The sequence below is a fragment of the Streptomyces sp. NBC_00386 genome, from assembly GCF_036063235.1.
GTDB lineage: Bacteria > Actinomycetota > Actinomycetes > Streptomycetales > Streptomycetaceae > Streptomyces.
In genome coordinates this window covers 3515376-3539727 of record NZ_CP107950.1, presented here as the reverse complement: position 1 = coordinate 3539727, position 24352 = coordinate 3515376, and the positions used below count along the sequence as shown (strand labels likewise).

The window sequence follows — 24352 nt, the reverse complement described above, 5'->3', positions numbered from 1 at the left end:
ACGGTCAGCGCCCGAGGTACTTGGGCTTCTCCTTGTTCACGAACGCCTGGACCGCGATGGCGTGGTCCTCGGAGGCACCGGCGCGCCCCTGGAGCTCGTCCTCCTTCTCCAGGGTCTCCTCCAGCGAGTGGGTGAGCCCGAAGGCGACGGACTCCTTCAGGGCGGCGTACGCCAGCGTCGGCCCGGCGGCCAGCGCCCGCGCCACCTTCTCCGCCTCGGCGCGCACCTCGCCGGCCGGAACCAGCCGGTTCGCGATGCCCAGCTCGTACGCCTCCTGGGCGCTGATGCTGCGCGGGAAGAGCAGCAGGTCGGCGGCACGGCTCGGGCCGATCACCCGGGGCAGCGTCCAGGAGATCCCCGAGTCGGCGGTCAGCGCGACACCGGCGAAGGACGTGTTGAAGGCGGCCGTGTCGGCGACGACGCGGTAGTCGGCGGCGAGCGCGAAACCGAACCCGGCCCCGGCCGCGACACCGTTGACCCCGGCCACCACGGGCTTCGCGGCGCCGGTCAGAGCCCGCACGATGGGGTTGTAGTGCTCGCGCACGGTGCTCATCGTCCCGCCCGACCCCGACTCCCTGTCGGCGGCCAGCAGCCCGATGTGCTCCTTGAGGTCCTGGCCGACGCAGAACGCCCGGTCACCGGCCGCGGTCAGCAGGATGGCCCGTACGGCGTCGTCCGCGGCGGCGGCCTGGGCCGCGTCCCGGAAGGCGACCTTGGTCTCGACGTTCATCGCGTTCATCGCCTCGGGGCGGTTCAGCGTGATGGTCGCGAGTCCGTCGCTCACCTCGTAGAGCACGGTGTCGGCCATGGTGGGTCCCTTCCGGGGTCGCGGCTCGTCGTACCGGCCGGTACGACCTGTGTCCGATGACAGCATGGCGGAGATCACCCGCGGTGGCGCGGAGCCTCCATGTGACCTGCGTCAAAGAATTCCGGGCTGTGGACGCCGTTGCGGCGGCGCAGTATCGCAGCCACATCGCCGAATTGGGTGGTTTTGCTCAAGCGCGTTGCGCAAGCGATGCCGACTGATGTTGGTCATCGGGTCCTGAGATGCGAGATAATGGCCTGGAAGCAATGTGTTCGATGCCGGTGACGTGTGTCCTATGAGGGGACGTGCGTGCCCTCCGAGGGGGCCGTCGGCGACGATGAGCTGGTTTCAGGAAGGGGAACGAGCATGGCGGCCATGAAGCCGCGGACGGGCGATGGCCCGCTCGAGGTGACCAAGGAGGGGCGGGGCATCGTCATGCGCGTTCCGCTCGAAGGCGGCGGTCGGCTTGTCGTCGAGCTGACCCCTGACGAGGCTGACGCGCTCGGCGACGCCCTCAAGAAGGTCGTCGGCTGACGCGGAACGCGACCCATACCCCTTTCGGCTTCCCCGGCACCGCACATGGTGCCGGGGACGCTGTTTTTCCGGGCGTACGGGACCGCCGCGCCGCTCGGCCGGCAGGGGTCGGGCAAGGCGGAAGGCCAGGTCGGAGGCACCCTGCGGGCAGTAGACCGGGCCGCGGACCGGCCGACGGGCCGGACGGTGGAATCAGCGCTTGACCGCGCACAGCAGGCCGTCGCCCACCGGCAGCAGCGACGGCACCAGCTCCTGGCTCTCGCGCACCGCGCGCAGCAGCTCGCGCAGCCGGCTCACCTCGACCGGCTGCGGTCCCGAGTCCACGGTGCGGCCGTCCGCGAAGACGCCCTCGAAGGCGACGAGCCCGCCCGGACGCAACAGGCGCAACGATTCGGCGAGGTAATCGAGGCTCTCCAGCCGGTCGCCGTCGCAGAACACGAGGTCGTATCCGGCGTCCGCGAGACGGGGCAGGACATCCAGCGCCCGGCCCGGGATGAAGCGCGCCCGGTTGCTGGCGAACCCGGCGGCACGGAAGGCCTGGCGGGCGAACTGCTGGCGCTCCGGCTCCGGATCGACGGTGGTCAGTACCCCGTCCGGCCGCATGCCGTGCAGAAGATGAATTCCGGAGACGCCGGTCCCGGTACCTATCTCGGCGACCGCCTTCGCGTCCACGGTGGCGGCGAGCAGGCGCAGCGCGGCGCCCGTGCCGGGCGTCACCGAGCGCAGGCCCGCCTCGTGGGCCCGGTCCCGCGCCCATCGCAGCGCCTCGTCCTCGGCGACAAAGGCGTCGGCGAACGCCGCCCAGCTCGTCTGCCGGTTGCCGGTAATGACCCTCTCCTGTCCCCGTGGTTGCCTGGGCGTGACTGTATCCGTTGGTGCCGGGAACCTGCGGATGGGACCGGGCGTTTAGAGGGGTGGGAGAACCGAGCGGGGGGAAGTCGATGAGTCGGTACACGGAGCGGGGCCGCGGGCGGACGCCGGCGAGCCCATATGAGCCCGTATCAAATTCCCGTAAAACCGCTTATCCGGAGCTAACGGGCGAGGTGGCTATGGTAGGGGCTCCACTGGACACCACCAGAGCCGACAGGGGAGGTGCGGCTGCGCCTGTGGATCGGGGAGGAGTGCTGCGGCGCCTGCTCAGATCGACGGGTGAGCCGAAATCCGTGACCGACAACGCTGACCAGCTCCCCGTTGCTGCCCCGGCGCAGACCGCGACGTTCACCACCGACGCGGAGCCGCAGGCATGGACTCCGCCCACCTGGGAGGAGATCGTCAGCACGCACAGCGGTCGCGTCTACCGTCTCGCCTATCGCCTCACGGGCAACCAGCACGACGCCGAGGACCTCACCCAGGAAGTCTTCGTCCGCGTCTTCCGCTCGCTGTCGACCTACACGCCCGGCACCTTCGAGGGCTGGCTCCACCGCATCACCACGAACCTCTTCCTCGACATGGTGCGGCGCAAGCAGCGCATCCGCTTCGACGCCCTCGGCGACGACGCGGCCGAGCGACTGCCCAGCCGCGAGCCCTCCCCGCAGCAGGTCTTCAACGACGCGCACTTCGACGCCGACGTCCAGCAGGCGCTGGACACCCTCGCGCCCGAGTTCCGCGCCGCCGTCGTCCTCTGCGACATCGAGGGACTGTCCTACGAGGAGATCGCCGCGACCCTGGGCGTCAAGCTCGGCACGGTCCGCTCCCGGATCCACCGCGGCCGCTCCCAGCTGCGCAAGGCCCTGGCACACCGGTCTCCCGAGGCCCGCGCCGAGCGTCGCTCGTTCGCGGCCCGTGTGCCCGTGCTGGGGGGAGGAGGCGCGACCGCGTGAGTGGAATCCGTCCCACCCCTGCCGAGCAGCACCTCGGGGACCGACTTTCCGCCCTGGTGGACGGAGAGCTCGGTCATGAGTCGCGCGACCGCGTCCTGGCCCACCTCGCCACCTGCGCGAAGTGCAAGGCCGAGGCCGACGCCCAGCGCCGACTGAAGAACGTCTTCGCGGAAGTGGCCCCGCCGCCGCCCTCCGAGAGCTTCCTCGCCCGCCTCCAGGGACTCCCCGGGGGAGGCGACTCCGACAGCCCGCGACTGAACGGCGGCACCTTCGGCGGCGGACTGCCCGGCGGCTCCACGGGCTCCGGACTGCCCGGCTTCTTCGGAATGCGCGGCGAGACCTTCGGGTACGTCCCGGCCGGACCGCACGCCGATGTGCTGCCCCCCGCTCCGGGGCGCGGCTTCCGTATCCATGACGTCAGCCGCCACGAGGCCGAGCGGTCCGCCTCGCGCGGGCTGCGGTTCGCCTTCGTCGCCGCGGGCGCGGTGTCGCTCGCGGCCGTCGCGCTCGGCGGGGTGACCACCGGTCTGCCCGGGGACACGGACGCGCGCGGAGGAGCCGGCGCCGGGAGCAATGTGACGCCGTCCCGGTCCCAGGGCGCGGGAGCGACCTCGGCTCCCGAGTCGCAGCGCCGCCGGTCCGCCGGTCCGCTGCTCACCCAGGGTGAGCGGTCGCTCGGCAACGGTCCGGTGGCACCGACCGGGGTGTCCGCCCCGCTGCTGCCCGGAGTTCCCGCTCCGGCCGGCCGCGGCCAGGACGTCGTGCACACGCTGACGACACCGGTGGTCGCCGGTGCCGCCGCGATGTCCCCGCTCATACGTCCGCTCACCGAGGTCCAGCCGCCCGCGGCGACCCCGGCTCCGGGCCTGCTCGCCGCCCCCGCCGTCACACCGTCCCCCACCTCGTCCCCGTCCCCCACCCCTCATCAGGCTCACTGACACCGCCCTCTGCGCGTCGGCCCGGGAACCTGGTTGAATCCGGGGAGGGCCGCGTCCGCGGGAGGGATCACGGACGCGGAGTCGACCAGTCTGTGGTGGCCGTCGGTGCGTTGTGCCGCGGGCCAGGTGTGGGGAGAGCATGAACGAGGGCAGGCCCACGAAGGCGAACCGGTGGAGTCGACCCCGGCCCGAGGACACGGGCGCGGACACCGCGCCGGCCGGCCTCACGGAACCGGATTCCCCCCAACCCGCCGCCTCCCGGAACACCGCGAACGGTGCCGGGCCGAGCGCGCCCGAGGAGCGGGCACAGACCACCCCGGCCGTCACCCGGGCCGAGGCGGCCGCCCCGGCCCACGGGACGGCCCCCGCGGGCGCCGTCCCGGCCCAGGGCGGCGCTCCCGACGAGGCCCTGCCCCTCGTACCGGAACCGGAAGCCTCAGGGCCTCCGAACCCGATGTCCCCCGTGCCCCGGCCTCCCGACGGCCCCGCCGCTGTCTTTCCCGCCCCGGCCGGGTCCGACGGTCCCGTCGAGTCAGACACGCCCGATCCCTGGCGGAACTACGACCCCTGGGCCGCGCCCGGATCCCCGCGGCACCACGGCCACCTCGCCCGGAGCGGACCCGGCGGACCCTTCCAGCAGAACGGCGTCGCCGTGCCCACCGTGGCGGAGCGGCGCCGAAGGGCGAGGAAGACCCTGGTGCTCGCCGCCGTCGCGCTCGCGCTGGCGTCCGGGGGCGTGGGGGGCTTCGTGGGGGCCTATCTGGAGCGGAACGGGGGACTGACGGACATCGAGCTGCCGCAGGCCGCCAAGGAGGCCCCGGGGCGCGCCCCGGACAGCGTCGCCGGGATCGCGGCGCACGCGCTGCCCAGCGTCGTCACCCTGCACGTGCACGGGAGCGAGGAGGACGGCACCGGCACCGGGTTCGTGCTCGACGGCGAGGGGCACATCCTCACCAACAACCACGTGATCGAACCCGCCGGCGGCAGCGGCACGATAACCGTGACGTTCAGCGGCGGTCAGACCGCGAAGGCCCGGGTCGTCGGACACGACAGCGGCTACGACCTCGCCGTGGTCAAGGTCTCCGGGGTCCGCGGGCTCGCGCCCATGCCGCTGGGCAACTCGGACAGCGTCCAGGTCGGCGACCCCGTCGTCGCCATCGGCGCGCCCTTCGACCTGGCCAACACGGTCACCTCCGGGATCATCAGCGCCAAGGACCGGCCCATCACGGCGGGCGGCGAGAAGGGCGACGGCACCGACGTCTCGTACGTGGACGCCCTCCAGACCGACGCGCCGATCAACCCCGGCAACTCGGGCGGACCGCTGCTCGACTCCCGGGCCCGTGTCATCGGCATCAACAGCGCCATCCGTTCCGCCGACAGCGGCTCCGACCTGGGGACCGGTCAGGCCGGATCCATCGGGCTGGGCTTCGCGATCCCCGTCAACCAGGCCAAGCGCGTCGCCGAAGAGCTCATCAACACCGGCAGGGCCACCCACCCCGTGATCGGTGTCACGCTCGACATGAACTACTCGGGCGACGGAGCACGGGTGGGCATGAAGGCCGCCGGGGGCGGTGCGCCCGTCACGCCAGGCGGTCCCGGAGACGAGGCGGGCATCAGGGCCGGCGACGTCATCACCGAGGTCGACGGCACGCCTGTCCACTCCGGCGAGGAACTCATCGTGAAGACCCGCGCCCACCGGCCCGGCGACCGCCTCCGGCTGACCGTCAGGCGGGGCGGAACGAACCGGACGATCACCCTGGTCCTCGGTTCGGCGAACGGCGGCTGAGGGCCGCGGCCCCGGGGGCCGCGAGTGACACGAACCTCACAGTCGAGAACGATGTCGCAGCTCGGGACGGCAAACATCGTGGAAAACCCGCGGTGTACCCGAAGCCGGGAGCCCCGGGACAGTTCCGGACGGACGGGAACGCCGGGTACCGTGGGACGCGGCCCGGACCGCGGAAGACCCCCGAGGGCCGTGGACCGAGGGCATCGCGAGGAGCTATCAGGTGTTCAATGACGTAGGACCGCTCGAGCTGGTGACGCTGATCGTCCTGGCCGTGCTCGTCTTTGGTCCCGACAAGCTCCCGAAGATGATTCAGGACGTCACGCGCACGATCCGCAAGATCCGTGAGTTCTCGGAGAGCGCCAAGGCGGACATCCGCGACGAACTCGGCCCGGATTTCAAGGACTTCGAGTTCGAGGACCTCAACCCCAAGACGTTCATACGCAAGCAGCTGGACAATGACGAGCTGGGGCTCAAGGAGATCCGCAACGGCTTCGACCTGAAGAAGGAGATGGCCGAGGTCACGGACGCGGTGCACAACCGTGAGTCCGACTCCTCCGCGGCGGGCGGGTCCGCCGGCGGCACGACCGGCGGCTCCGTCGACATGACGAAGAAGCGCGAGAAGCTCGACGCCGACGAGCACCCGCCCTACGACGCCGACGCCACCTGATCCGTACGGCGCCGTCTGATCCCTGCGGCGCCGCCTGATCCGTACGGTCCGTCCCGGAGTGCCGAGGCGCGGCCTGTCACGCGGAGGAGCCCCGCAACCGGGCAGTCATGACCCTCACCGGTCGGTGAGCCCTGCCCTCGGCGGCCGGATCCGGCGCGAGAACGGGTGCCTCCGCGGGCCGTGGACGGGCCCCGCGCGGTCCGAATACGCCCTTCGTACGTCTTACGCGCCGGGCGGTTTCGCCGCTGCTCGGAGCGGGGTGGCTATGCTGCCCAGTTGTTGTGCGGACCGACAAGGTCGCCCGAGGGGGGTGGGCCGCCCGGTCCGACGAGAGCGAGGAGGCGTCCGGCAGATGGAGACGACAAGTCGGGTAGGCGCGCAGGCGCCGGCCGCGGAGGGCGGACAACAGGTCCCTTCCGCCCGGCGTACGGTCGACGGCTACCTGCTGGCGCCCTTTCCCTGGTACGGCCTCGACGAGGCTTTCACGGGGCAGCGCTGGCTGATGCAGGTGGGCACCTCCGCGGACGGCGCGGTCGAGCACGGTTCGGTCGGGCACGGGGACGAACCCTCGGTGCGCTCCGAGCCGGGCGAGGACAAGGAGCGGTTCGCGGTGGTGGTCACCGTCGCCGCCAGCCCCGTACGGCGCAGCGCGGACGGCACGGGACTGCTGGAGGCCACCTCGGTGTCCTCGGCGGCGTGGCTGGCCGGTGTGGGGCTGCTGTCCTTCACCTGGCCCGGCCAGATGGACCACACCCTGCGCGACGACTGGCTGGACCAGCAGACCGAGACCGCGTGGGTGCTGGCCGACGACCTGGACGGGGCGGACTGGTCCACCCTGTCCCTGCCCGTGGACGGCGTTCCCACGGCCTTCCACTACCGCGAGTCCGAGTTCGGCTGGGTCCTCGCGGGTTCCACCCAGGAAGGCGTCCACGTGGGCGCGTACGGCCGGGGGATGAGCGCGTACGGGCTCGGCTTCGCGATGATCAAGGACATCGCCGCATACGACCGGTAAGGCCCTGGCAGCGGCCACGAGGCCCCCGGGACCACGACAGGCACCCACAAGCGCCACAGGGGCCCCTGGCGGCCGCTACGAAGGAGGGGGCGCCGTCCGCACGGACGGCGCCCCCTCCTTCGTAGCGACGGCGCCGGGGTCTCCCGCGGGAGACCCCGGCGTCCCGGAACGCGTCCGGGTTCTAGAACTTGTTGCGCGGGGTGATGCCCAGCGACATGCCCGACAGGCCGCGCTGACGGCCGCCCAGCTTGCCCGCGATGGCGCGCAGGGCCGCGCCGGCGGGGGAGTCGGGGTCGGTCAGGACGACCGGCTTGCCCTCGTCGCCGCCCTCGCGCAGGCGGACGTCGATCGGGATGGAGCCGAGGACCGGGACGGTCGCCCCGGTGGTGCGGGTCAGACCGTCGGCGACCGACTGGCCGCCACCGGTGCCGAACACGTCGACCATCTCGTCGCAGTGCGGGCAGGGCAGCCCCGACATGTTCTCGACGACGCCCACGATCTTCTGGTGGGTCTGCACCGCGATGGAGCCGGCCCGCTCGGCGACCTCGGCCGCCGCCTGCTGCGGGGTCGTGACGACCAGGATCTCGGCGTTCGGGACGAGCTGGGCGACGGAGATCGCGATGTCGCCCGTGCCCGGCGGGAGGTCCAGGAGCAGGACGTCCAGGTCGCCCCAGTACACGTCCGCCAGGAACTGCTGGAGCGCGCGGTGGAGCATCGGGCCGCGCCAGACCACCGGCGCGTTGCCCGGGGTGAACATGCCGATGGAGATGACCTTCACACCGTGCGCGGACGGCGGCATGATCATGTTCTCGACCTGGGTCGGCCGGCCCTCCGCGCCGAGCATGCGCGGCACCGAGTGGCCGTAGATGTCGGCGTCCACGACACCGACCTTGAGACCGTCGGCGGCCATCGCGGCCGCCAGGTTCACGGTGACCGAGGACTTGCCGACGCCGCCCTTGCCGGAGGCCACCGCGTACACACGGGTGAGCGAGCCCGGCTTGGCGAAGGGCACCTCGCGCTCGGCGGTGCCGCCCTTCAGCGCGGTCGCCAGCTCACGACGCTGCTCGTCGCTCATCACGTCGAGTTCGACGTCGACGCCGGTGACGCCCTCGACCCGCGAGACCGCCTCCGTCACCCGCTGGGTGATCGTGTCGCGCATCGGACAGCCGGAGACCGTCAGGTACACGGCGACCGCGACCATGCCATCCGCAGCGATCTGTACCGATTTGACCATCCCCAGTTCGGTGATGGGTCGGTTGATCTCGGGGTCGTTCACCGTCGCCAGTGCTTCACGCACCGCGTCTTCCGTAGCCATAGGGACGATGGTACGGCGCTTCCCATGTGCCCCGGAAAGCCCTGTCACCGGTCGTCTACGTCACGTCCCTGCGACCGTTCCGCCGGGAATACGACCCGTCCGTCCCCGTGACCGTCGGGGTAGCGGTCCTCCAGCTCCTTGACCAGGTCCTGGAGCTCGTTGCGGATCCAGTCGCGGGTGGCGACCTCGCCGAGGCCCATCCGCAGCGCGGCGATCTCGCGGGTGAGGTACTCGGTGTCGGCGATGGAGCGTTCGTTCTGCTTGCGGTCCTGTTCGAGGTTGACCCGGTCGCGGTCGTCCTGCCGGTTCTGCGCGAGCAGGATCAGCGGGGCGGCGTAGGAGGCCTGGAGCGACAGCATCAGGGTCAGGAAGATGAACGGGTAGTTGTCGAAGCGCAGGCCGTGCGGCGCGAAGGCGTTCCAGACCACCCACATGATGATGACGATCGTCATCCAGACGAGGAACCGCCCGGTGCCGAGGAAGCGGGCGATGCGCTCCGAGAACCGTCCGAAGGCCTCCGGGTCCCACTCGGGCAGCAGTCTGCGCCGCGGCGGCTTCGGCTGGTCGAGCCGGGTGCGCGGGCGGGAGGCCGCCGTCGCCCCCGTGGCGGCCCGCTCACGGGCCTCACGGTCAGGCGCCATGGCGTCCCTCTCCGCCCCGCGGGCCGTCCGGCTCCCCGGGCACGTCCTCGGGGCCGCGGCCGTCCTCTGGGCCGGTCCCGTCCTCGTCGCGGGACTCGTCGAGTTCGTCGCGCTCCTCGTGCATGCTGTCGTGCACACCCTCGTCGAGGTGGAACTCCGTCTCCCGCCAGTCCTCGGGCAGCATGTGGTCCAGTACGTCGTCCACGGTCACCGCCCCGAGCAGCGAGCCGCTCTCGTCGACGACGGGGGCCGCGACCATGTCGTACGTCGCGAAGAACCCGGCGACCACCGGCAGCTCGTCCTCCGGGGCCAGCGGATGGAGGTCGTCGTCGACGAGCGAGCCGACCAGGGTGGGCGGCGGATCGCGCAGCAGCCGCTGGAAGTGCACCGCGCCCAGGTACTTGCCCGTCGGTGTCTCGTCCGGCGGGCGGCACACGTACACCTGGGCGGCGAGCGCGGGGGAGAGATCGGGGTTGCGGACCCGGGCGAGCGCGTCGGCGACGGTCGCGTCGGGCCGCAGCACGATGGGCTCGGTGGTCATGAGCCCACCCGCCGTCCGTTCCGCGTACGCCATCAGCCGCCGGACGTCCGCCGCGTCGCCGGGCCGCATCAGCCTCAGCAGCCGCTCCACGTCCTCGGTGGGCAGTTCGGCGAGCAGGTCGGCCGCGTCGTCGGGGTCCATCGCCTCCAGGACGTCCGCCGCGCGCTCCTCCTTGAGCTTGCCGAGGATCTCGATCTGGTCGTCCTCGGGCAGCTCCTCCAGGACGTCGGCCAGACGGTTGTCGTCGAGCGCGGCGGCCACCTCGCCGCGCCGCTTCGGCGACAGGTGGTGCAGCACGTTCGCGAGGTCGGCGGGCCGCAGCTGCTCGAAGGTGGCGAGCAGGCTCTCCGCGCCCTGTCCGTGCTCCTCCAGCGAGAATCCGGTGACGGAGGACCAGTCGACCGTCATCGTCTCGCCCTTGGAGCGCCGGAAGGCGCCGCCGCGGCCCTTGCGGACGAAGACCCGGCCGATCTCCCACTCCCTGCGGGCCGGGAGCTGCTGGATCGACACGTCGAGGACCGTCACCTCCTCGCCCGTCTCGACGAGGGTCACGAGCCGGTCCAGCAGTTCGCCGAAGACGAGCCGTTCGGTGGGTCGCTGCTCGAAGCGGCGCACGTTCAGGACGCCGGTCGTGATGACCTGGCCGGACTCGATGCCGGTCACCCGGGTCATGGGCAGGAAGATCCGGCGGCGCGTGGACAGTTCGACGACGAGGCCGAGCATGCGCGGCGGCCGCCGTCCGACGCGCAGCATGGCGACGAGGTCCCGCACACGGCCCACCTGGTCGCCGTTCGGGTCGAAGACGGCGACGCCGGACAGGTGCGAGACGAAGATCCGGGGGGCGGCCGCTGCCATGCCCGCGCCTCCTTCGCTTCGATGCGTTCTGTCCCGGTCTGTCCGCTCGGGTGGGCTTCAGGCTAGCCCGTCCCGGTCGGGTGCGCCCTGGTGGGCGGTCCGGACGGACTGCCTCCGCCGGGCGGCGGGCGCACCGGTACGCTGCCGTACGCCGTTTGAGGACCGTGCACGAGAGGCAGCCCCACCTGTGACCGCAATTCCCCAGGGCCGTATCCGCAGAGCCGTGACGGCGGCCGCGATCTGCGCACTGGCCGTGACAGCGACGGGGCTGACGGGGTGCGGCAGCGAGGACCCGGACGCGGGTACGAACGGGGTCGGCAAGCTGTCCGCGACCGCCATCCAGGCGAAGGCGAAGAAGGCGGCCGAGAAGGCGTCGACCGTGCGGCTCTCCGGGACCGTCGTCTCGGGCGGCACCACCTACACCCTCGACATGCGCCTCAAGTCCGACGGCGGCACCGGTTCGGTCACCTCCAAGGGGGGCGGTTTCCGGCTGCTGCGGGTCGGCGAGCACCTCTTCCTCAAGGCGGACGCCGAGTTCTGGGCCCACGAGGACGGCGAGAGCGACGGCAAGTCGGACACGGCGGCGGCCGACAAGCTGGAGGGCATGTACGTGAAGGTGCCGACAGGCGACCCCGCGTACAAGCGCTTCAGCGGCTTCACCGACAAGGACGTCCTGCTCGACGGGCTGCTCGGTCTGCACGGCGCCCTCGCCAAGGACGGCCACCACGAACAGTCCGGTGTCCGCACGATCCGCATCACCGGCGGCAAGGGCTCGGGCGGCACCCTGGACGTCTCACTCCAGGGCACCCCGTACCCGGTCCTGCTCGGGCGCGCGGGCAACGCCGGCACCCTCCGTCTGACCGACTGGGGCAAGGACTTCCCGCTCGCGGAACCGCCGAAGAAGGACACGGTCGACTACGGGCAGCAGCTGCCCTCGTCGTGACCCGCTCATGACCCGCCCGGTCCACGACCACGGGCGGCGACGGCCCTCGTCGTGAGCCCGCACGGTCCCGGTGGCAGGCAGCCGCCCGTCGTACGGCAGACGGCAGACGGCAGACGGGAAGGCCGGACAGGCCTCAGCCGCGCTTGCGCCGCTTCAGCAGGAGACGGGGCAGCGCCGCCGGAGCCGGCCGGCGGGTCGTCGCCGGGCTCGGCAGCGGACGTGCGGCGAGCGAGCCCTCGGGCGGCTCGGCGGTCGCGCCCGTCGGTTCCAGGCGCACCACCCGGCATTCGCGCGCCCAGCGCTCCGGCATGGCCTCGCCGTCCGGGGCGTTCAGCCGCTTGCCCTTGAGTTCTCCGACGGCCGCATCCCACTCCGGGGTGTTCGCGGCGAGTTCCACGACCGTGGCGGACCAGGTGACGAGCCGTCCGCCCTTGTCCTTGCTGCGGACGGTGACGACGGCGTGCCCTCCGTCGACCAGCCCCGGCAGCGGCTGCTCGCCCGGCCCGTCGCCGACCAGGCAGGCCGCGCCCTCGTGCCACACGTGCCACAGCGCGCGGGTGGGCACCTCCTCGCCCGGACCGGCCGGCGAGGGCGCCGCGGCGCCCTGTACCCAGATCAGCCCGGACTTCTTGGTGGCCTCCTCGACGAGGGCCTGGTCGAGCAGCTCTTGCGTCATGGGGCCCAGACTATCCAGCCCGTCCTACAGCCAGCCGTTGCGCTTCAGGATCCGGTGGATCGTGAGACAGAGCCCGACCGTGACCCCCATGACCACGGGGTAGCCGTAGCGGGCGTGCAGCTCGGGCATGTACGTGAAGTTCATGCCGTACACACCACAGACCATCGTCGGTACGGCGACGATCGCGGCCCACGAGGTGATCTTGCGCATGTCCTCGTTCTGCGCCACGGAGGCCTGCGCGAGGTTGGCCTGGAGGATCGAGTTGAGCAGTTCGTCGAAGCCGAGGACCTGCTCCTGCACGCGCGCGAGGTGGTCGGCGACGTCACGGAAGTACTTCTGGATGTCGGGGTCGATCAGCCGCATCGGGCGCTCGCTCAGCAGCTGCATGGGGCGCAGCAGCGGCGACACCGCCCGCTTGAACTCCAGCACCTCACGCTTGAGCTGGTAGATCTGCCCGGCGTCCGTGCCGCGCGGGGTGCCCTTGCGGCCCGGCGAGAACACCTCGGTCTCGACCTCGTCGATGTCGTCCTGCACGGCGTCCGCGACCGCGATGTAGCCGTCGACGACATGGTCGGCGATCGCGTGCAGGACCGCCGAGGGGCCCTTGGCGAGCAGTTCGGGGTCGTCCTGGAGGCGGTGCCGCAGCGCGCGCAGCGACCCCTGCCCGCCGTGCCGGACGGTGATGAAGAAGTCCCCTCCGGTGAAGCACATGACCTCGCCGGTCTCGACGATCTCGCTGGTCGCCGTCAGCCGGTCGTGCTCGACGTAGTGGATGGTCTTGAAGACGGTGAACAGGGAGTCGTCGTAGCGCTCCAGCTTGGGCCGCTGGTGGGCCTGGACGGCGTCCTCCACGGCCAGCGGGTGCAGTCCGAACTCCCGGGCGATACCGGCGAATTCGTCCTCGGTGGGCTCGTGCAGACCGATCCACACGAACCCGCCGTCGCGCCGCACCTGGCGCATGGCCTCCTGCGGTGTGAGCGGGGTGCGGGTCGCGACGCGGGCGCCGTCACGGTAGACGGCGCAGTCGACCACGGCCGACGGGGTGGCCGGGTCGCGGGTGGTGTCGTACGAGCCACTGTCCTTGATGCGCAGGGAGGGACGGGGGCGGACCGCGGCGCGCAGGTCACGGATCATCGACATGGCAGGCTCCTTCTCGCGGGCGGAGGCGGCCGGCGACGGTTGGAACTACCCGGAATGGGGACGTCCTGACTGCGGATGTTTGGCACGTCCACAAAGCGGGGAGCACCGCACCGTCGCGGTGGCAGCTTCGCTGTTGATTCAGATCGGACAGATCAGGGGTTCAGATCGGACAGATCAGGCGGAAACGAAGCGCTCTTCCGTGGTGCACCGGGCGGCATTGACACGTATGCACACGATTGCGGGAGGCGGCAGCCGGCAGGGCTGAAAAACCCAGCGGAACCAGCTACGGACTCAGCGACCGGAAGAGCGGGTGGTACTGCACGATCGACTTCGGTCCATTGCAGCCCCACCTCCTCCGGTCGGTCCCCCGTGAGGGACGATCCATCCCCCGAAGGGGAGTCTGTCTCCCTCCGAAGGGGAGTCAGATCAGTCTCAGTGCGTCGGAGTCCGGGAGCAACTCCCGCAGCGCCATGAGGGCCTGGGGGCCTTCAGTCATGCACTGCTCCGACCAGCGGCCAAGAGTATCAGCGCACCGATACGTCAAGGCCCCGCTTTGCGCGTTGTTGACCGGGGTCCGGTGCGCGCAGGCTGAATTGGCGCGGCCTATGCTCGGTTCATGGCTGATGTTCTTCCTCTGGTCGAGGCCCGTTTGCGCTCCGCGTTGGGCGAACCCGACGCGCGGGCCGCTGTCACCTTTCTGGGTACCGACCGCATCGAGGTGCTGCGCTTCACGGAGGGGGACATCGTCCGCTACGCCACGCTCGGCATGTCCGTCCAGCCGATGGCGGACCCCACCGCCGTGCTCGCCGATCCGGTGAAGGGCCCGCGCGCCGAGCTGGTCCTCTCGGTCCGTCCGGCCGGGGCCGACACCGACAAGGTGCTCCGCCCGCTGGCCGTGCTCGCCGCCGCCCCCCAGGTCGAGGGTCTGGTCGTGGCCCCCGGTGCCTCGCTCGACGTGGGTGAACCCCTGTGGCCAGGCGCGCCGTTCACCTCCGTCCTGGTCGCCGAGTCCGGCGGTCTGGTGGAGGACCTGGAGCTCGACGCTCCCGCCGATCCCGTACGTTTCCTGCCGCTGCTCCCCATGACGCCCAACGAGGCCGCCTGGAAGCGCGTCCACGGCGCCGGCGCTCTCCAGGAACGCTGGCTGAACGGCGGAACGGACTTGCGCGATCCGCTGCGCAAGTCCGTTCCCCTGGACTGACCGATACCGGGACACCGCGTGTGACGGAACGTCGATCCACGTTCTGGAACACTCAGTTGGCGAAAGCGGCGACGCCGTCCTCGGTGGCGTGGACCGGCTCCAGCTTCTCCGCCCTCTCGGTGAGCGCCGCGCGCCGTACGTAGACCACCGCCGCGCCCAGCAGCGCGGTGACCGCGGCGACCACGAACGGGACGCGGATGTTGCTCCACTCCTCGATCTTCGGGGCGAAGTACGGCGCCGCCGCGGCCGCGAACCAGCGCACGAAGTTGTAGCCGGCGCTCGCCACGGGGCGCGGGGCGTCGGAGACCCCGAGGGCCAGCTCCGTGTAGACGGTGTTGTTCACGCCGATGAACGCGCCGGACAGGATCGTGCAGACGACGGCGGTGGTGTGGTCGCCGTACCCGAGGACGAGCACGTCGACGGCGAGCAGCACCAGGGAGCCGCCCAGCACCTTGAGCGAGCCGAACCGTGCCTGCATGCGCGGGGCCACGATCACCGAGAAGACCGCGAGCAGCAGACCCCAGCAGAAGAACACCGCGCCGGACTTGTACGGCGTCATGTTCAGTACGAACGGGGTGAAGGCCAGCACGGTGAAGAACGTGTAGTTGTAGAAGAACGCGGAGGCCGCGGCGGAGGCGAGGCCCTTGTGGCCGAGGGCGCGCAGCGGGTCGAGCAGTGAGGTCGTGCGCGCGGGCTTCGGCTGCTCCTTCAGGAACGCCGTGATGCACAGGAAGCCGATCGCCATCAGGAACGCGGTGCCGAAGAACGGGTAGCGCCAGCTCGCGTTGCCGAGCAGGGCTCCCAGCAGAGGCCCGCAGGCCATGCCGAGGCCCAGCGCGGACTCGTACAGCAGGATCGCGGCCGCGCTGCCGCCCGCCGCCGCGCCGACGATGACGGCGAGGGCGGTGGAGACGAACAGCGCGTTGCCGAGCCCCCAGCCGGCCCGGAAGCCGACGAGCTCGCCGACCGATCCCGAGGTACCGGCCAGTCCGGCGAAGACCACGACGAGCGCCAGGCCGAGCAGCAGGGTCCTGCGGCCGCCGATCCGGCTGGAGACGAAGCCGGTCAGCAGCATCGCGAACGCGGTGATCAGGAAGTACGAGGTGAAGAGCAGGGACACCTGGCCCGCCGTGGCGTCGAGTCCCCGGGCGATGGACGGCAGGATCGGGTCGACGAGTCCGATGCCCATGAAGGCGACGACGGACGCCCCGGCGGTCGCCCAGACGGCCCTCGGCTGACGCAGGATGCCGCCCGCGCCGGCGTCGAACGTGTCGCCCTTCGCGGGGCCTTCCGTGCTGTTGATCATGCCCGCTCCCTCACTGTGCACCGACCGGATCGTTGTCTTATACACACAATAAGTTAGCTGGACTAATAAATGCAAGATGCACGTAGTTTTTGGCGTGGCCGGCCCGCGCCGGACGGGTGATCGTCCTTGACGCGGGCAAAGACGGGGAGGACCGTTGGGCCCTATGAGGGGCGAACCCAGTTGCCCGAAGTGTGGTGGCCGGGTCAGGGCTCCCGGCCTCTTTGCCGATTCCTGGCAGTGTGATGTGCACGGCACGGTGCATCCGCTGCAGCCCGTGATCCCGCCCAGCGTCGAGGCCCTCGGTGTGGTCGTGCACCGCGCCCGGGTACCGGTGTGGATGCCGTGGCCGCTGCCGGTCGGCTGGCTGTTCACCGGGGCGGCGTTCGCGGGGGACGACCGCAGTGGCGGCAGGGCCACCGTCATCGCCTGCTCCGGGCCCGGACCGCTGGGCGGCATGGGTGAGCTGATCCTCGTCGCCGAGGAACTGGGCGTCGGCCTCGGCGCGCGGTACGCGGGCATGGACGGCCCCGACCCCGGCCCGTACATGAGCGTCGAGAAACCGCCGCAGGCGAAGGTCCTCGCGGCGGGCCGGCCCACCCCGCTCTGGCATGTCTCCGGCTCGCCCGACGACCGCGCCGTCTTCGCGGGCGAGGCGCGGGGGCTGTGGCTGTGGGCCGTCGTCTGGCCCGAGCAGACCGGACTGCTGATGTACGACGAACTGGTCCTGACCGATCTGCGTGACGCGGGCGCCGAGGTCGACCTGCTGCCGTGCGGCGCGCTGTCGCCGCGCATCCTGGAGCCGTAGGGCCGCGTGCGGCGGTGCCGGGGTGCGGTGTGCCCGGACGTCGGCCTGGGGTGCGCCCGGACGTTGGAGTGGGTGTGCCTGGACGCCCGAGTGGGGTGTGCTCGGACGGCGGCGTGGGGTGTGCTCGGGTGCCGGCCTGGGGCGTGCTCGGACGCCCGAGTGGAGCGTGCCCGGGTGCCGGGAAGTGTAGGGGGTGCTCCCCTGGTACGGGTGTGACAGTGAGGGGCGGATTCCCGCTATCCTTGAGCGTCCCGTCCGTCCCGTCACCGCCTGGAGTCACGCGTAGTGCGCATCGATCTGCACGCCCACTCCACCGCCTCCGACGGTACGGACACTCCGGGGGAGCTGGTGCGCAACGCGGCCGCCGCCGGTCTGGACGTCGTCGCGCTGACCGACCACGACACCACGCGCGGACACGCCGAGGCGATCGCCGCGCTCCCCGAGGGACTCACCCTCGTCACGGGCGCCGAGCTCTCCTGCCGGATCGACGGCATCAGCATGCACATGCTGGCCTACCTGTTCGACCCCGAGGAGCCCGCACTGCTCGCCGAGCGCGAACTGGTACGGGACGACCGGGTGCCGCGCGCCCAGGGCATGATCGCCAGGCTCCGGGAAATCGGCGTGCCGATCACCTGGGAACAGGTGGCACGCATCGCGGGCGACGGATCGGTCGGGCGCCCGCACGTCGCCTCCGCGCTGGTCGAACTGGGCGTCGTCGACAGCGTCTCCGACGCCTTCACCGAGCAGTGGCTGGCCGACGGGGGGCGTGCCTACGTCCCCAAGCACGAAACCGACCCCTTCGAGGCGATCCGGCTGGTCAAGGGCGCCGGAGGCGTCACCGTCTTCGCTCACCCCGCCGCCGCCAAGAGGGGCCGGACCGTGCCGGAGTCGGTGATCGCCGAGCTGGCCGGAGCGGGCCTCGACGGCATTGAGGTCGACCACATGGACCACGAACCGGCCACCCGGGCACGGCTGCGCGGTCTGGCCTCCGAACTGGGGCTGCTGACCACGGGCTCGTCCGACTACCACGGCAGCCGCAAGACCTGTGTGCTCGGGGAGTTCACGACCGACCCCGAGGTCTACGGGGAGATCACCCGCCGCGCCACCGGGGCGTTCCCGGTACCGGGCGCGGGCGGAGCCTGAATCCCCGGACGTTCCCACCGGGCTTGACCGCACCGGGCCCTGCCGGCTCGGCCGGGGCTGTGCTTGGCCGTGTGCCTGGGGCGTTGCCTGTGTCTGGGCCCTGTGCCTGTGACTTCGACTGTGACCGTGCCTGTGGCTGTGCCGGAGGCCCCGGTTGCGACCGTGGCTGTGATCCGGCTGCGGCCCTGCCTGTGCCTGCGGCGGCTGTCCTGGTGCCGGTCCCGGCGGGCACGTGAGGTCCGTACGCACCGGGCCCGTCCCGTAAGGCCCCTGCCGGGCGGCGCGCGCACCGACGCTCCCGCACCGCCGGTCGTGCCGACGTGCCCCGCCCCGTGGAACGACCGCCCGAAGCGGTGGCCGGAAGGCCCCGCCCCCGATCCCTGCCCTCACTCACCCTCTCGCAAGGCTTCTCCTCACCATGTTCGACGTCGCCGTCTTCGGCTCCCTCTTCCTCACGCTCTTCGTCATCATGGATCCCCCCGGGATCACCCCGATCTTCCTGGCGCTCACCGCGGGCCGCCCCGCCCGGGTGCAGCGGCGGATGGCCGTCCAGGCGGTCTGCGTCGCCGGCGGCGTCATCACCGTCTTCGGGCTCCTCGGGCACCAGATCCTGGACTACCTGCACGTCTCCGTGCCCGCGCTCATGATCGCGGGCGGACTGCTGCTCCTGCTCATCGCCCTCGACCTGCTCACCGGCAAGACGGACGAGCCGAAGCAGACCAAGGACGTCAACGTCGCCCTCGTGCCCCTCGGGATGCCGCTGCTCGCCGGGCCCGGCGCGATCGTCTCCGTGATCCTCGCGGTGCAGAAGGCCGACTCGGTCGCCACCCAGGTCTCCGTGTGGACCGCGATCCTCGCGATCCATGTCGTGCTGTGGGTCGTGATGCGCTACTCGCTGCTGATCATCCGCGTCATCAAGGACGGCGGAGTCGTCCTGGTGACCCGGCTCGCGGGCATGATGCTCTCCGCCATCGCGGTGCAGCAGATCATCAACGGCGTCACGCAGGTGATCCGGGGGAGCTGACGGCCCCCGCAGACACGCAGAGCCCCGCACGGCTTTCTCACCGTGCGGGGCTCTGAAGTCTTTGAAGCGTCTGCTGTCCGCGACGCGGTTCGTCCTGCGAGGCGCCTTCGGTGCGCCCCTGTACCGCGAAGCGGACGGTCGTCGTGTTACGAGGCGGTTGTGTCGGCCGGGCGGATCCACAGACGCTGCCCGATGGCGGCGGCCTGCTGAACGATCCGGTTGACGGAGGCGGCGTCTACGACAGTGCTGTCCACGGGCGTGCCGTCGACATCGTCGAGTCGCATGATTTCGAAGCGCAAGGGCTTCTCCCTTCGTCTGGTCATCCTCCTGAGGAGAACTACTTGTGTCTGACGAGCGAGACATCACTGTCCTCGCTCACGTAGGGAGTCAACGGGATGCGTGTTACAAACATTCCCTACGCTAAGGAAATTTTTCGAGAACCTAATTACCGGCGGGTAGCCCGGGTGGCGGAGACTGAACGGCGCCAGTTGTGTTCGCAGCGTGACCGCCGGGACAATGGCACCGATGAACGACGACCACGCGGCTCTCGCCGCCCGCATAGACCGTACGAACGAGTTGCTCCAGCGCATGCTCGCCGAGGTCGCGAAGACCCCCTCCACCCACGCGATCTTCGTCGACGCCGGATATCTGTACGCGGCCGCGGGGCGCCTCGTCGCCGGCACGGAGGACCGCCGTTCGTTCGACCTCGACACCGAGGGTCTCATCGAGGCACTCATCGACCGGGCCCGCACGATCTTCGCCGACAGCAGGCTGCTGCGCGTCTACTGGTACGACGGCGCGCGGCGGCGCATCCACACCGCGGAGCAGCAGTCCATCGCCGAACTCCCGGACGTGAAGGTCCGGTTGGGCAACCTGAACGCCAACAACCAGCAAAAGGGCGTCGATTCACTCATCCGCTCGGACCTGGAGTCCCTCGCCCGGCACCGCGCCATCAGTGACGCGGCACTGCTCGGCGGCGACGAGGACCTCGTCTCCGCGGTCGAGGCGGCCCAGGGCTACGGAGCCCGGGTCCACCTCTGGGGCATCGAGGCACCCGAGGGCGGCAACCAGGCCGAGCCGCTTCTCTGGGAGGTCGACAGCCAGCGCACGCTCGACCTCGACTTCTTCAAGCCGTACGTGGCCAGGCGGACCGCCCAGTCGTACGACCCGACGGCGGCGGTCCGGCCCACTCGGGAGGACGTGCGCTTCGTGGGCGCCCAGGTGGCCGCGAAGTGGCTGGCCGCACGCGGCCGCGAATCCCTGGCCGAGCTGCTTCCCGGTCATCCGTATCTCCCCGGCTCGGTCGACCAGGATCTGCTGGTCGAGGCCGAGGGGCTGCTCCAGTACTCCCTGCGCGGCCAGTCGGACCTGCGCCGCGCACTGCGGGACGGCTTCTGGGAACACCTCCAGGCGCAGTACTAGTGCCGCGGCAGGCAATGTTTGCCCGTCAAGGAGCGGCGTCATGGGGGTCCCCCCTGCTCGAGCGAAGCCGAGAGCTTGGGGGAGCGTGCCGGGAGTCGCGACGGGGCGAAGGCTGCCCCTCGGGGCACTAGCCGGGGTTGCCGGGAGCGCTCGCGGGCAGCGTGCCGTCCCAGAACGCGGCCAGCGCGCGGGCGGTCTCCAGGGGCTGGTCGGCGTTCGGTGAGTGTTCCGCACCCTCGACGACCGTGCGGTGCGCGTCCAGCCGTACGGCCATCGTGTCCAGCAGGGTGACCGGCCAGGTGTCGTCACGTTCGCCGGACAGCACGTGCTTCGGCAGCGGGACGGCGGCCAGTTCGGCGACACGGTCGGGCTCTTCGCAGAGCTGGCGGCCCGTGGCGACGAGCTGGGCGGGACTGTTGCCGAGCCAGCGGCGGCGCAGGTCGGAGAGGTCGTCGAGCCCCGCGTCCAGCCCGCCCGTGTCGGTCTCCTCGGGCGGCTCCATCGCCTGGATCGCCTCCCACACCTCGGCCATGCTCATCACGGCCAGCGCGTCCCGCAGCAGCTTGACGCGCTGCTGCTGAGCCGTGGAGATCTGCGCGGGGCCGGAGGCCATGAGGGTCAGGGACACGAACGGCGACGGGTCGGCCAGCACCGCGGTCCGCGCGATCTGGCCGCCGAGCGAGTGCCCCACGAGGTGCACCGGAACGCCGACGGCGGCGGCCTGCGCGAGCACGTCCTGCGCCAACTCGCTCTGCGCGTAAGCCGTTTCGTCGTCGCGTGGTCCCTCGGTCTCGAACTGTCCGCGCCCGTCCACGGCCACCGTCCGGTAGCCCGCGGCGGCCAGCGGCGCGTGCAGCGCGATGAAGTCCTCCTTGCTCCCGGTGAACCCCGGCAGCAGCAGGACGGTTCCCTTGGGCTGTCCCTCCGGCGCGGCGTCGAGCACGGCGAACTCGCCGCGCGCGGTCGACAACCGGTACGCGCGGACACCGGCGGGCGGAACGAACGTGTAGGGCCTGCTCATGCGGAGGAGGCTATCGGGCGTCGGCGAGGGCCGCTCGACGGGTGGGGTGGTCGGGGGCCGTCACGGTGGCCGTGTGCCGAGGTGCGGGTACGCCGATGGCCCGGCCCCACCGGAAGGGGGGACCGGGCCATCGGACGGGAGATCAGCTCTCCGTGGGCTCCGCGGCGACGACCTTGCGGGTGCGTCGGCGGGCGGCGGGCTTGGTCTCCGTGGCCTCGGTGGCCTGGGCCGGGATCTCGGCGTCGGCGACGGCCTTGCGGGTCCGGCGGCGTACGGGCTTGGCTTCGGTCGCCTCGGCGGCCTCGGCGGTGTCCGTGGCGGTGCTCGCTGCCTTGCGGGTGCGCCGGGGCTTGGCCTCGGCGACCGTCTCGGCGACCTCGGTCGCGGCGGCCTCGACGGTGTCCACGACCGCTTCCGCCACCTTGCGAGTGCGTCGGCGGGCGGCGGGCTTGGTCTCCGTGGCCTCGGCGGCCTGGGCCGGGATCTCGGCGTCGGCGACGGCCTTGCGGGTCCGGCGGCGTACGGGCTTGGCTTCGGTCGCCTCGGCGGCCTCGGCGGTGTCCGTGGCGGTGCTCGCTGCCTTGCGGGTGCGCCGGGGCTTGGCCTCGGCGACCGTCTCGGCGATCTCCGTCGCGGCGGCCTCGACGGTGTCCACGACCGCTTCCGCCACCTTGCGGGTGCGTCGGCGGGCGGGCTTGGCCGGAGCCTCGGTGACGTCGGCGGCCTCGGTGACCGTCTCGGCGGCGGGAGCCGTCTCGACGGCCTTGCGGGTCCGGCGGCGGGCCGGCGCGGCCTGAGCCTCGGCGACGACCTCGGCGGCGGCGCTCTCGACCACGGCCTCGGCGGCGGTCACCACCGCCTCCGCCGTCTCCACGACCGTCGCGGCGGTCCTGCGGGTCCGGCGACGGCGCGGCGCGGCCGGCTCGTCGGCGACACCCTCAGCCGTCGCCACGGCGGCTTCCGCGGCCTCGGTCACGGGGGCGGCGACGGCTGCCACGGCCTCGCCCGCTCCACCGCGCGTCCGCCGACGGCGGCGCGGCGTGCGGGGCTCGGCGGTCTCGACGGACGCGGGCGACTCCGTGGTCGCCGGAGCGGCCGTGGACGCGGACGTCTCGTCCGAGGGAGCGCCGTTGCGCGTACGGCGGCGCTGGCGGGGAGTGCGCGGCGCGCGCTCACGCTCGGCGGGCGCGGGCGCAGCCGTACGGCCACCGCGGCCACGCGGACCGCCACGGCCGCCGGTCTCGCCCAGGTCCTCGACCTCTTCGGCCCCGAGCCCGGCGCGGGTGCGCTCGGAACGCGGCAGGACACCCTTGGTGCCGGCCGGGATGCTGAGCTCCTCGTAGAAGTGAGGAGAGGTCGAGTACGTCTCCGGCGGGTCCGGGAAACCGAGGTCCAGCGCCTTGTTGATGAGCTGCCAGCGCGGGATGTCGTCCCAGTCGACGAGGGTGATCGCGATGCCCTTGGCACCCGCGCGGCCGGTGCGGCCGATGCGGTGCAGGTACGTCTTCTCGTCCTCGGGGGACTGGTAGTTGATGACGTGGGTCACGCCCTCGACGTCGATACCGCGGGCCGCGACGTCGGTGCAGACCAGCACGTCGACCTTGCCGTTGCGGAACGCGCGCAGCGCCTGCTCGCGGGCACCCTGGCCGAGGTCGCCGTGGACCGCGCCGGAGGCGAAGCCGCGCTGCTGGAGCTGGTCGGCGAGGTCCGCCGCCGTCCGCTTGGTGCGGCAGAAGACCATCGCGAGACCGCGGCCGTCGGCCTGCAGTATGCGCGAGACCATCTCCGGCTTGTCCATGTTGTGAGCGCGGTACACGAACTGCTTCGTGTTCGCGACCGTCGCGCCCGAGTCGTCCGGCTCCGAGGCGCGGATGTGCGTGGGCTGCGACATGTAGCGGCGCGCGAGACCGATGACCGCGCCCGGCATGGTCGCCGAGAACAGCATCGTCTGACGGCGGGCCGGCAGCATGTTCATGATCTTCTCGACGTCGGGCAGGAAGCCCAGGTCGAGCATCTCGTCGGCCTCGTCGAGGACGAGCGCCTTGATGTGCTTGAGGTTGAGCTTCTTCTGGCCCGCGAGGTCCAGCAGCCGCCCGGGGGTGCCGACGATGACGTCGACGCCCTTCTTCAGGGCCTCCACCTGGGGCTCGTACGCCCGGCCGCCGTAGATGGCCAGAACGCGTACGTTGCGGACCTTGCCCGCGGTCAGCAGGTCGTTGGTCACCTGCGTGCACAGCTCGCGCGTCGGGACGACGACGAGCGCCTGCGGGGCGTCGGTGAGCTGCTCGGGCTTGGCCCGGCCCGCCTCGACGTCCGCCGGGACGGTGACGCGCTCCAGGAGCGGAAGGCCGAAGCCCAGCGTCTTGCCGGTGCCGGTCTTGGCCTGGCCGATGACGTCGCTGCCGGAAAGGGCAACGGGGAGCGTCATCTCCTGGATGGGGAAGGGGTTGACGATGCCGACGGCCTCAAGGGCTTCGGCGGTCTCAGGAAGGATTCCGAGGTCTCGGAAAGTCGTAGTCAGGGTGCTGCCTCTTCTGTGTACGCGGTGCGAGGCGAGCGCGGGGGTCGTGTCGGGACCGTGCCGGGGACGTCGGCCGCTCTTGACGGGCGGGCCGAGTGGCATGGGACCACTGCCGACGCTCGAGCTCTCGTGCCGCTGAGGGTTCCCTCCGGATGCCGTACGCAATGTGCCGTACCGACGAGGAGGGCTGTCGGGTCGGAGCCGATCGGGCCACCGACCGGGCATCCTCATTCGTG

23 protein-coding genes are annotated in these 24352 nt (G+C 71.6%); 12 read left to right on the top strand and 11 right to left on the bottom strand.

The window, feature by feature from the left end; translation table 11 throughout:
* Positions 1–4 precede the first annotated feature (4 nt).
* A complete protein-coding gene (locus OG780_RS15365; RefSeq protein WP_328448552.1) occupies positions 5–808 on the bottom strand; it encodes an enoyl-CoA hydratase/isomerase family protein in 804 nt (267 codons plus the stop codon).
* Between the two features lie 363 nt (positions 809–1171).
* Between OG780_RS15365 and OG780_RS15360 the strand changes: the two genes are divergently transcribed.
* On the top strand, positions 1172–1339 hold the full coding sequence (locus OG780_RS15360) for a DUF3117 domain-containing protein (protein WP_003966491.1): 168 nt from the start codon (positions 1172–1174) through the stop codon (positions 1337–1339).
* A gap of 192 nt (positions 1340–1531) precedes the next feature.
* Here OG780_RS15360 and OG780_RS15355 read toward each other — a convergent pair whose 3' ends face one another.
* Positions 1532–2233 (bottom strand): O-methyltransferase, encoded by a 702-nt coding sequence (locus OG780_RS15355; protein ID WP_328458144.1) that lies wholly within the window; start codon positions 2231–2233, stop codon positions 1532–1534.
* Positions 2234–2460: 227 nt separating this feature from the next.
* Between OG780_RS15355 and sigE the strand changes: the two genes are divergently transcribed.
* The 5 genes from sigE to OG780_RS15330 all read left to right on the top strand — a co-directional run bounded on the left by sigE (position 2461) and on the right by OG780_RS15330 (position 7562).
* Positions 2461–3159, top strand: coding sequence for an RNA polymerase sigma factor SigE (gene sigE / locus OG780_RS15350; protein ID WP_326790809.1), 699 nt, complete (start codon positions 2461–2463; stop codon positions 3157–3159).
* Entirely contained in the window at positions 3156–4097 is a 942-nt protein-coding gene (locus OG780_RS15345) for an anti-sigma factor family protein (protein WP_328448550.1), read from the top strand. The genes sigE and OG780_RS15345 overlap by 4 nt, the downstream gene beginning before the upstream one ends.
* A 139-nt stretch (positions 4098–4236) precedes the next feature.
* Positions 4237–5883: a S1C family serine protease gene (locus OG780_RS15340; protein WP_328448548.1), complete on the top strand. Its 1647-nt coding sequence runs from the start codon at positions 4237–4239 to the stop codon at positions 5881–5883.
* Positions 5884–6103: 220 nt separating this feature from the next.
* Positions 6104–6550, top strand: a complete 447-nt coding sequence (locus OG780_RS15335) for a sec-independent translocase (protein ID WP_328448546.1) — start codon at positions 6104–6106, stop codon at positions 6548–6550.
* A gap of 352 nt (positions 6551–6902) precedes the next feature.
* Positions 6903–7562: a hypothetical protein gene (locus OG780_RS15330; protein ID WP_328448544.1), complete on the top strand. Its 660-nt coding sequence runs from the start codon at positions 6903–6905 to the stop codon at positions 7560–7562.
* Positions 7563–7743: 181 nt separating this feature from the next.
* Here OG780_RS15330 and OG780_RS15325 read toward each other — a convergent pair whose 3' ends face one another.
* The 3 genes from OG780_RS15325 to OG780_RS15315 are packed head-to-tail and all read right to left on the bottom strand — an operon-like array spanning position 7744 to position 10914.
* Positions 7744–8877, bottom strand: coding sequence for an Mrp/NBP35 family ATP-binding protein (locus OG780_RS15325; RefSeq protein WP_328448542.1), 1134 nt, complete (start codon positions 8875–8877; stop codon positions 7744–7746).
* Between the two features lie 44 nt (positions 8878–8921).
* Complete coding sequence (locus tag OG780_RS15320; protein ID WP_328448539.1) at positions 8922–9518, bottom strand: DUF1003 domain-containing protein; 597 nt, start codon at positions 9516–9518, stop codon at positions 8922–8924.
* Positions 9508–10914 carry a magnesium transporter MgtE N-terminal domain-containing protein gene (locus OG780_RS15315; RefSeq protein WP_328448537.1) on the bottom strand — a complete coding sequence of 469 codons (1407 nt, stop codon included), beginning with the start codon at positions 10912–10914 and terminating at the stop codon, positions 9508–9510. The genes OG780_RS15320 and OG780_RS15315 overlap by 11 nt, the downstream gene beginning before the upstream one ends.
* Before the next feature lie 187 nt (positions 10915–11101).
* Here OG780_RS15315 and OG780_RS15310 point away from each other — a divergent pair, with 187 nt between their 5' ends.
* Positions 11102–11857: a hypothetical protein gene (locus OG780_RS15310; RefSeq protein ID WP_328448535.1), complete on the top strand. Its 756-nt coding sequence runs from the start codon at positions 11102–11104 to the stop codon at positions 11855–11857.
* 133 nt (positions 11858–11990) lie between these two features.
* On the opposite strand, the gene OG780_RS15305 is transcribed toward OG780_RS15310, so the two are convergent.
* The gene (locus OG780_RS15305) at positions 11991–12533 is read right to left on the bottom strand and encodes a hypothetical protein (RefSeq protein WP_328448533.1); all 543 of its coding nucleotides are present in this window, start codon (positions 12531–12533) and stop codon (positions 11991–11993) included.
* A 24-nt stretch (positions 12534–12557) separates the two neighbouring features.
* Positions 12558–13673, bottom strand: coding sequence for a magnesium and cobalt transport protein CorA (locus OG780_RS15300; RefSeq protein WP_328448531.1), 1116 nt, complete (start codon positions 13671–13673; stop codon positions 12558–12560).
* A 616-nt stretch (positions 13674–14289) separates the two neighbouring features.
* Between OG780_RS15300 and OG780_RS15295 the strand changes: the two genes are divergently transcribed.
* The gene (locus tag OG780_RS15295; RefSeq protein WP_328448529.1) at positions 14290–14874 is read left to right on the top strand and encodes a suppressor of fused domain protein; all 585 of its coding nucleotides are present in this window, start codon (positions 14290–14292) and stop codon (positions 14872–14874) included.
* A gap of 52 nt (positions 14875–14926) precedes the next feature.
* Here the strand turns inward: OG780_RS15295 and OG780_RS15290 are convergent, their stop codons facing one another.
* Positions 14927–16180 carry an MFS transporter gene (locus tag OG780_RS15290; protein WP_328448527.1) on the bottom strand — a complete coding sequence of 418 codons (1254 nt, stop codon included), beginning with the start codon at positions 16178–16180 and terminating at the stop codon, positions 14927–14929.
* A 163-nt stretch (positions 16181–16343) separates the two neighbouring features.
* Here OG780_RS15290 and OG780_RS15285 point away from each other — a divergent pair, with 163 nt between their 5' ends.
* The 3 genes from OG780_RS15285 (at position 16344) to OG780_RS15275 (ending at position 19152) form a co-directional block, all read left to right on the top strand.
* Positions 16344–16985, top strand: a complete 642-nt coding sequence (locus tag OG780_RS15285; protein ID WP_326785665.1) for a DUF6758 family protein — start codon at positions 16344–16346, stop codon at positions 16983–16985.
* A gap of 285 nt (positions 16986–17270) precedes the next feature.
* Positions 17271–18128 carry a PHP domain-containing protein gene (locus OG780_RS15280; RefSeq protein ID WP_328448524.1) on the top strand — a complete coding sequence of 286 codons (858 nt, stop codon included), beginning with the start codon at positions 17271–17273 and terminating at the stop codon, positions 18126–18128.
* 418 nt (positions 18129–18546) lie between these two features.
* Positions 18547–19152: a MarC family protein gene (locus tag OG780_RS15275; protein ID WP_328448522.1), complete on the top strand. Its 606-nt coding sequence runs from the start codon at positions 18547–18549 to the stop codon at positions 19150–19152.
* 146 nt (positions 19153–19298) lie between these two features.
* Here the strand turns inward: OG780_RS15275 and OG780_RS15270 are convergent, their stop codons facing one another.
* A complete protein-coding gene (locus OG780_RS15270) occupies positions 19299–19451 on the bottom strand; it encodes a hypothetical protein (RefSeq protein ID WP_020136747.1) in 153 nt (50 codons plus the stop codon).
* A gap of 226 nt (positions 19452–19677) precedes the next feature.
* Between OG780_RS15270 and OG780_RS15265 the strand changes: the two genes are divergently transcribed.
* Complete coding sequence (locus tag OG780_RS15265) at positions 19678–20574, top strand: NYN domain-containing protein (RefSeq protein ID WP_328448519.1); 897 nt, start codon at positions 19678–19680, stop codon at positions 20572–20574.
* A gap of 127 nt (positions 20575–20701) precedes the next feature.
* On the opposite strand, the gene OG780_RS15260 is transcribed toward OG780_RS15265, so the two are convergent.
* Both OG780_RS15260 and OG780_RS15255 read right to left on the bottom strand, forming a co-directional pair.
* Entirely contained in the window at positions 20702–21595 is an 894-nt protein-coding gene (locus tag OG780_RS15260) for an alpha/beta fold hydrolase (protein WP_328448517.1), read from the bottom strand.
* 142 nt (positions 21596–21737) lie between these two features.
* Complete coding sequence (locus OG780_RS15255) at positions 21738–24218, bottom strand: DEAD/DEAH box helicase (RefSeq protein WP_328448515.1); 2481 nt, start codon at positions 24216–24218, stop codon at positions 21738–21740.
* Positions 24219–24352 lie beyond the last annotated feature (134 nt).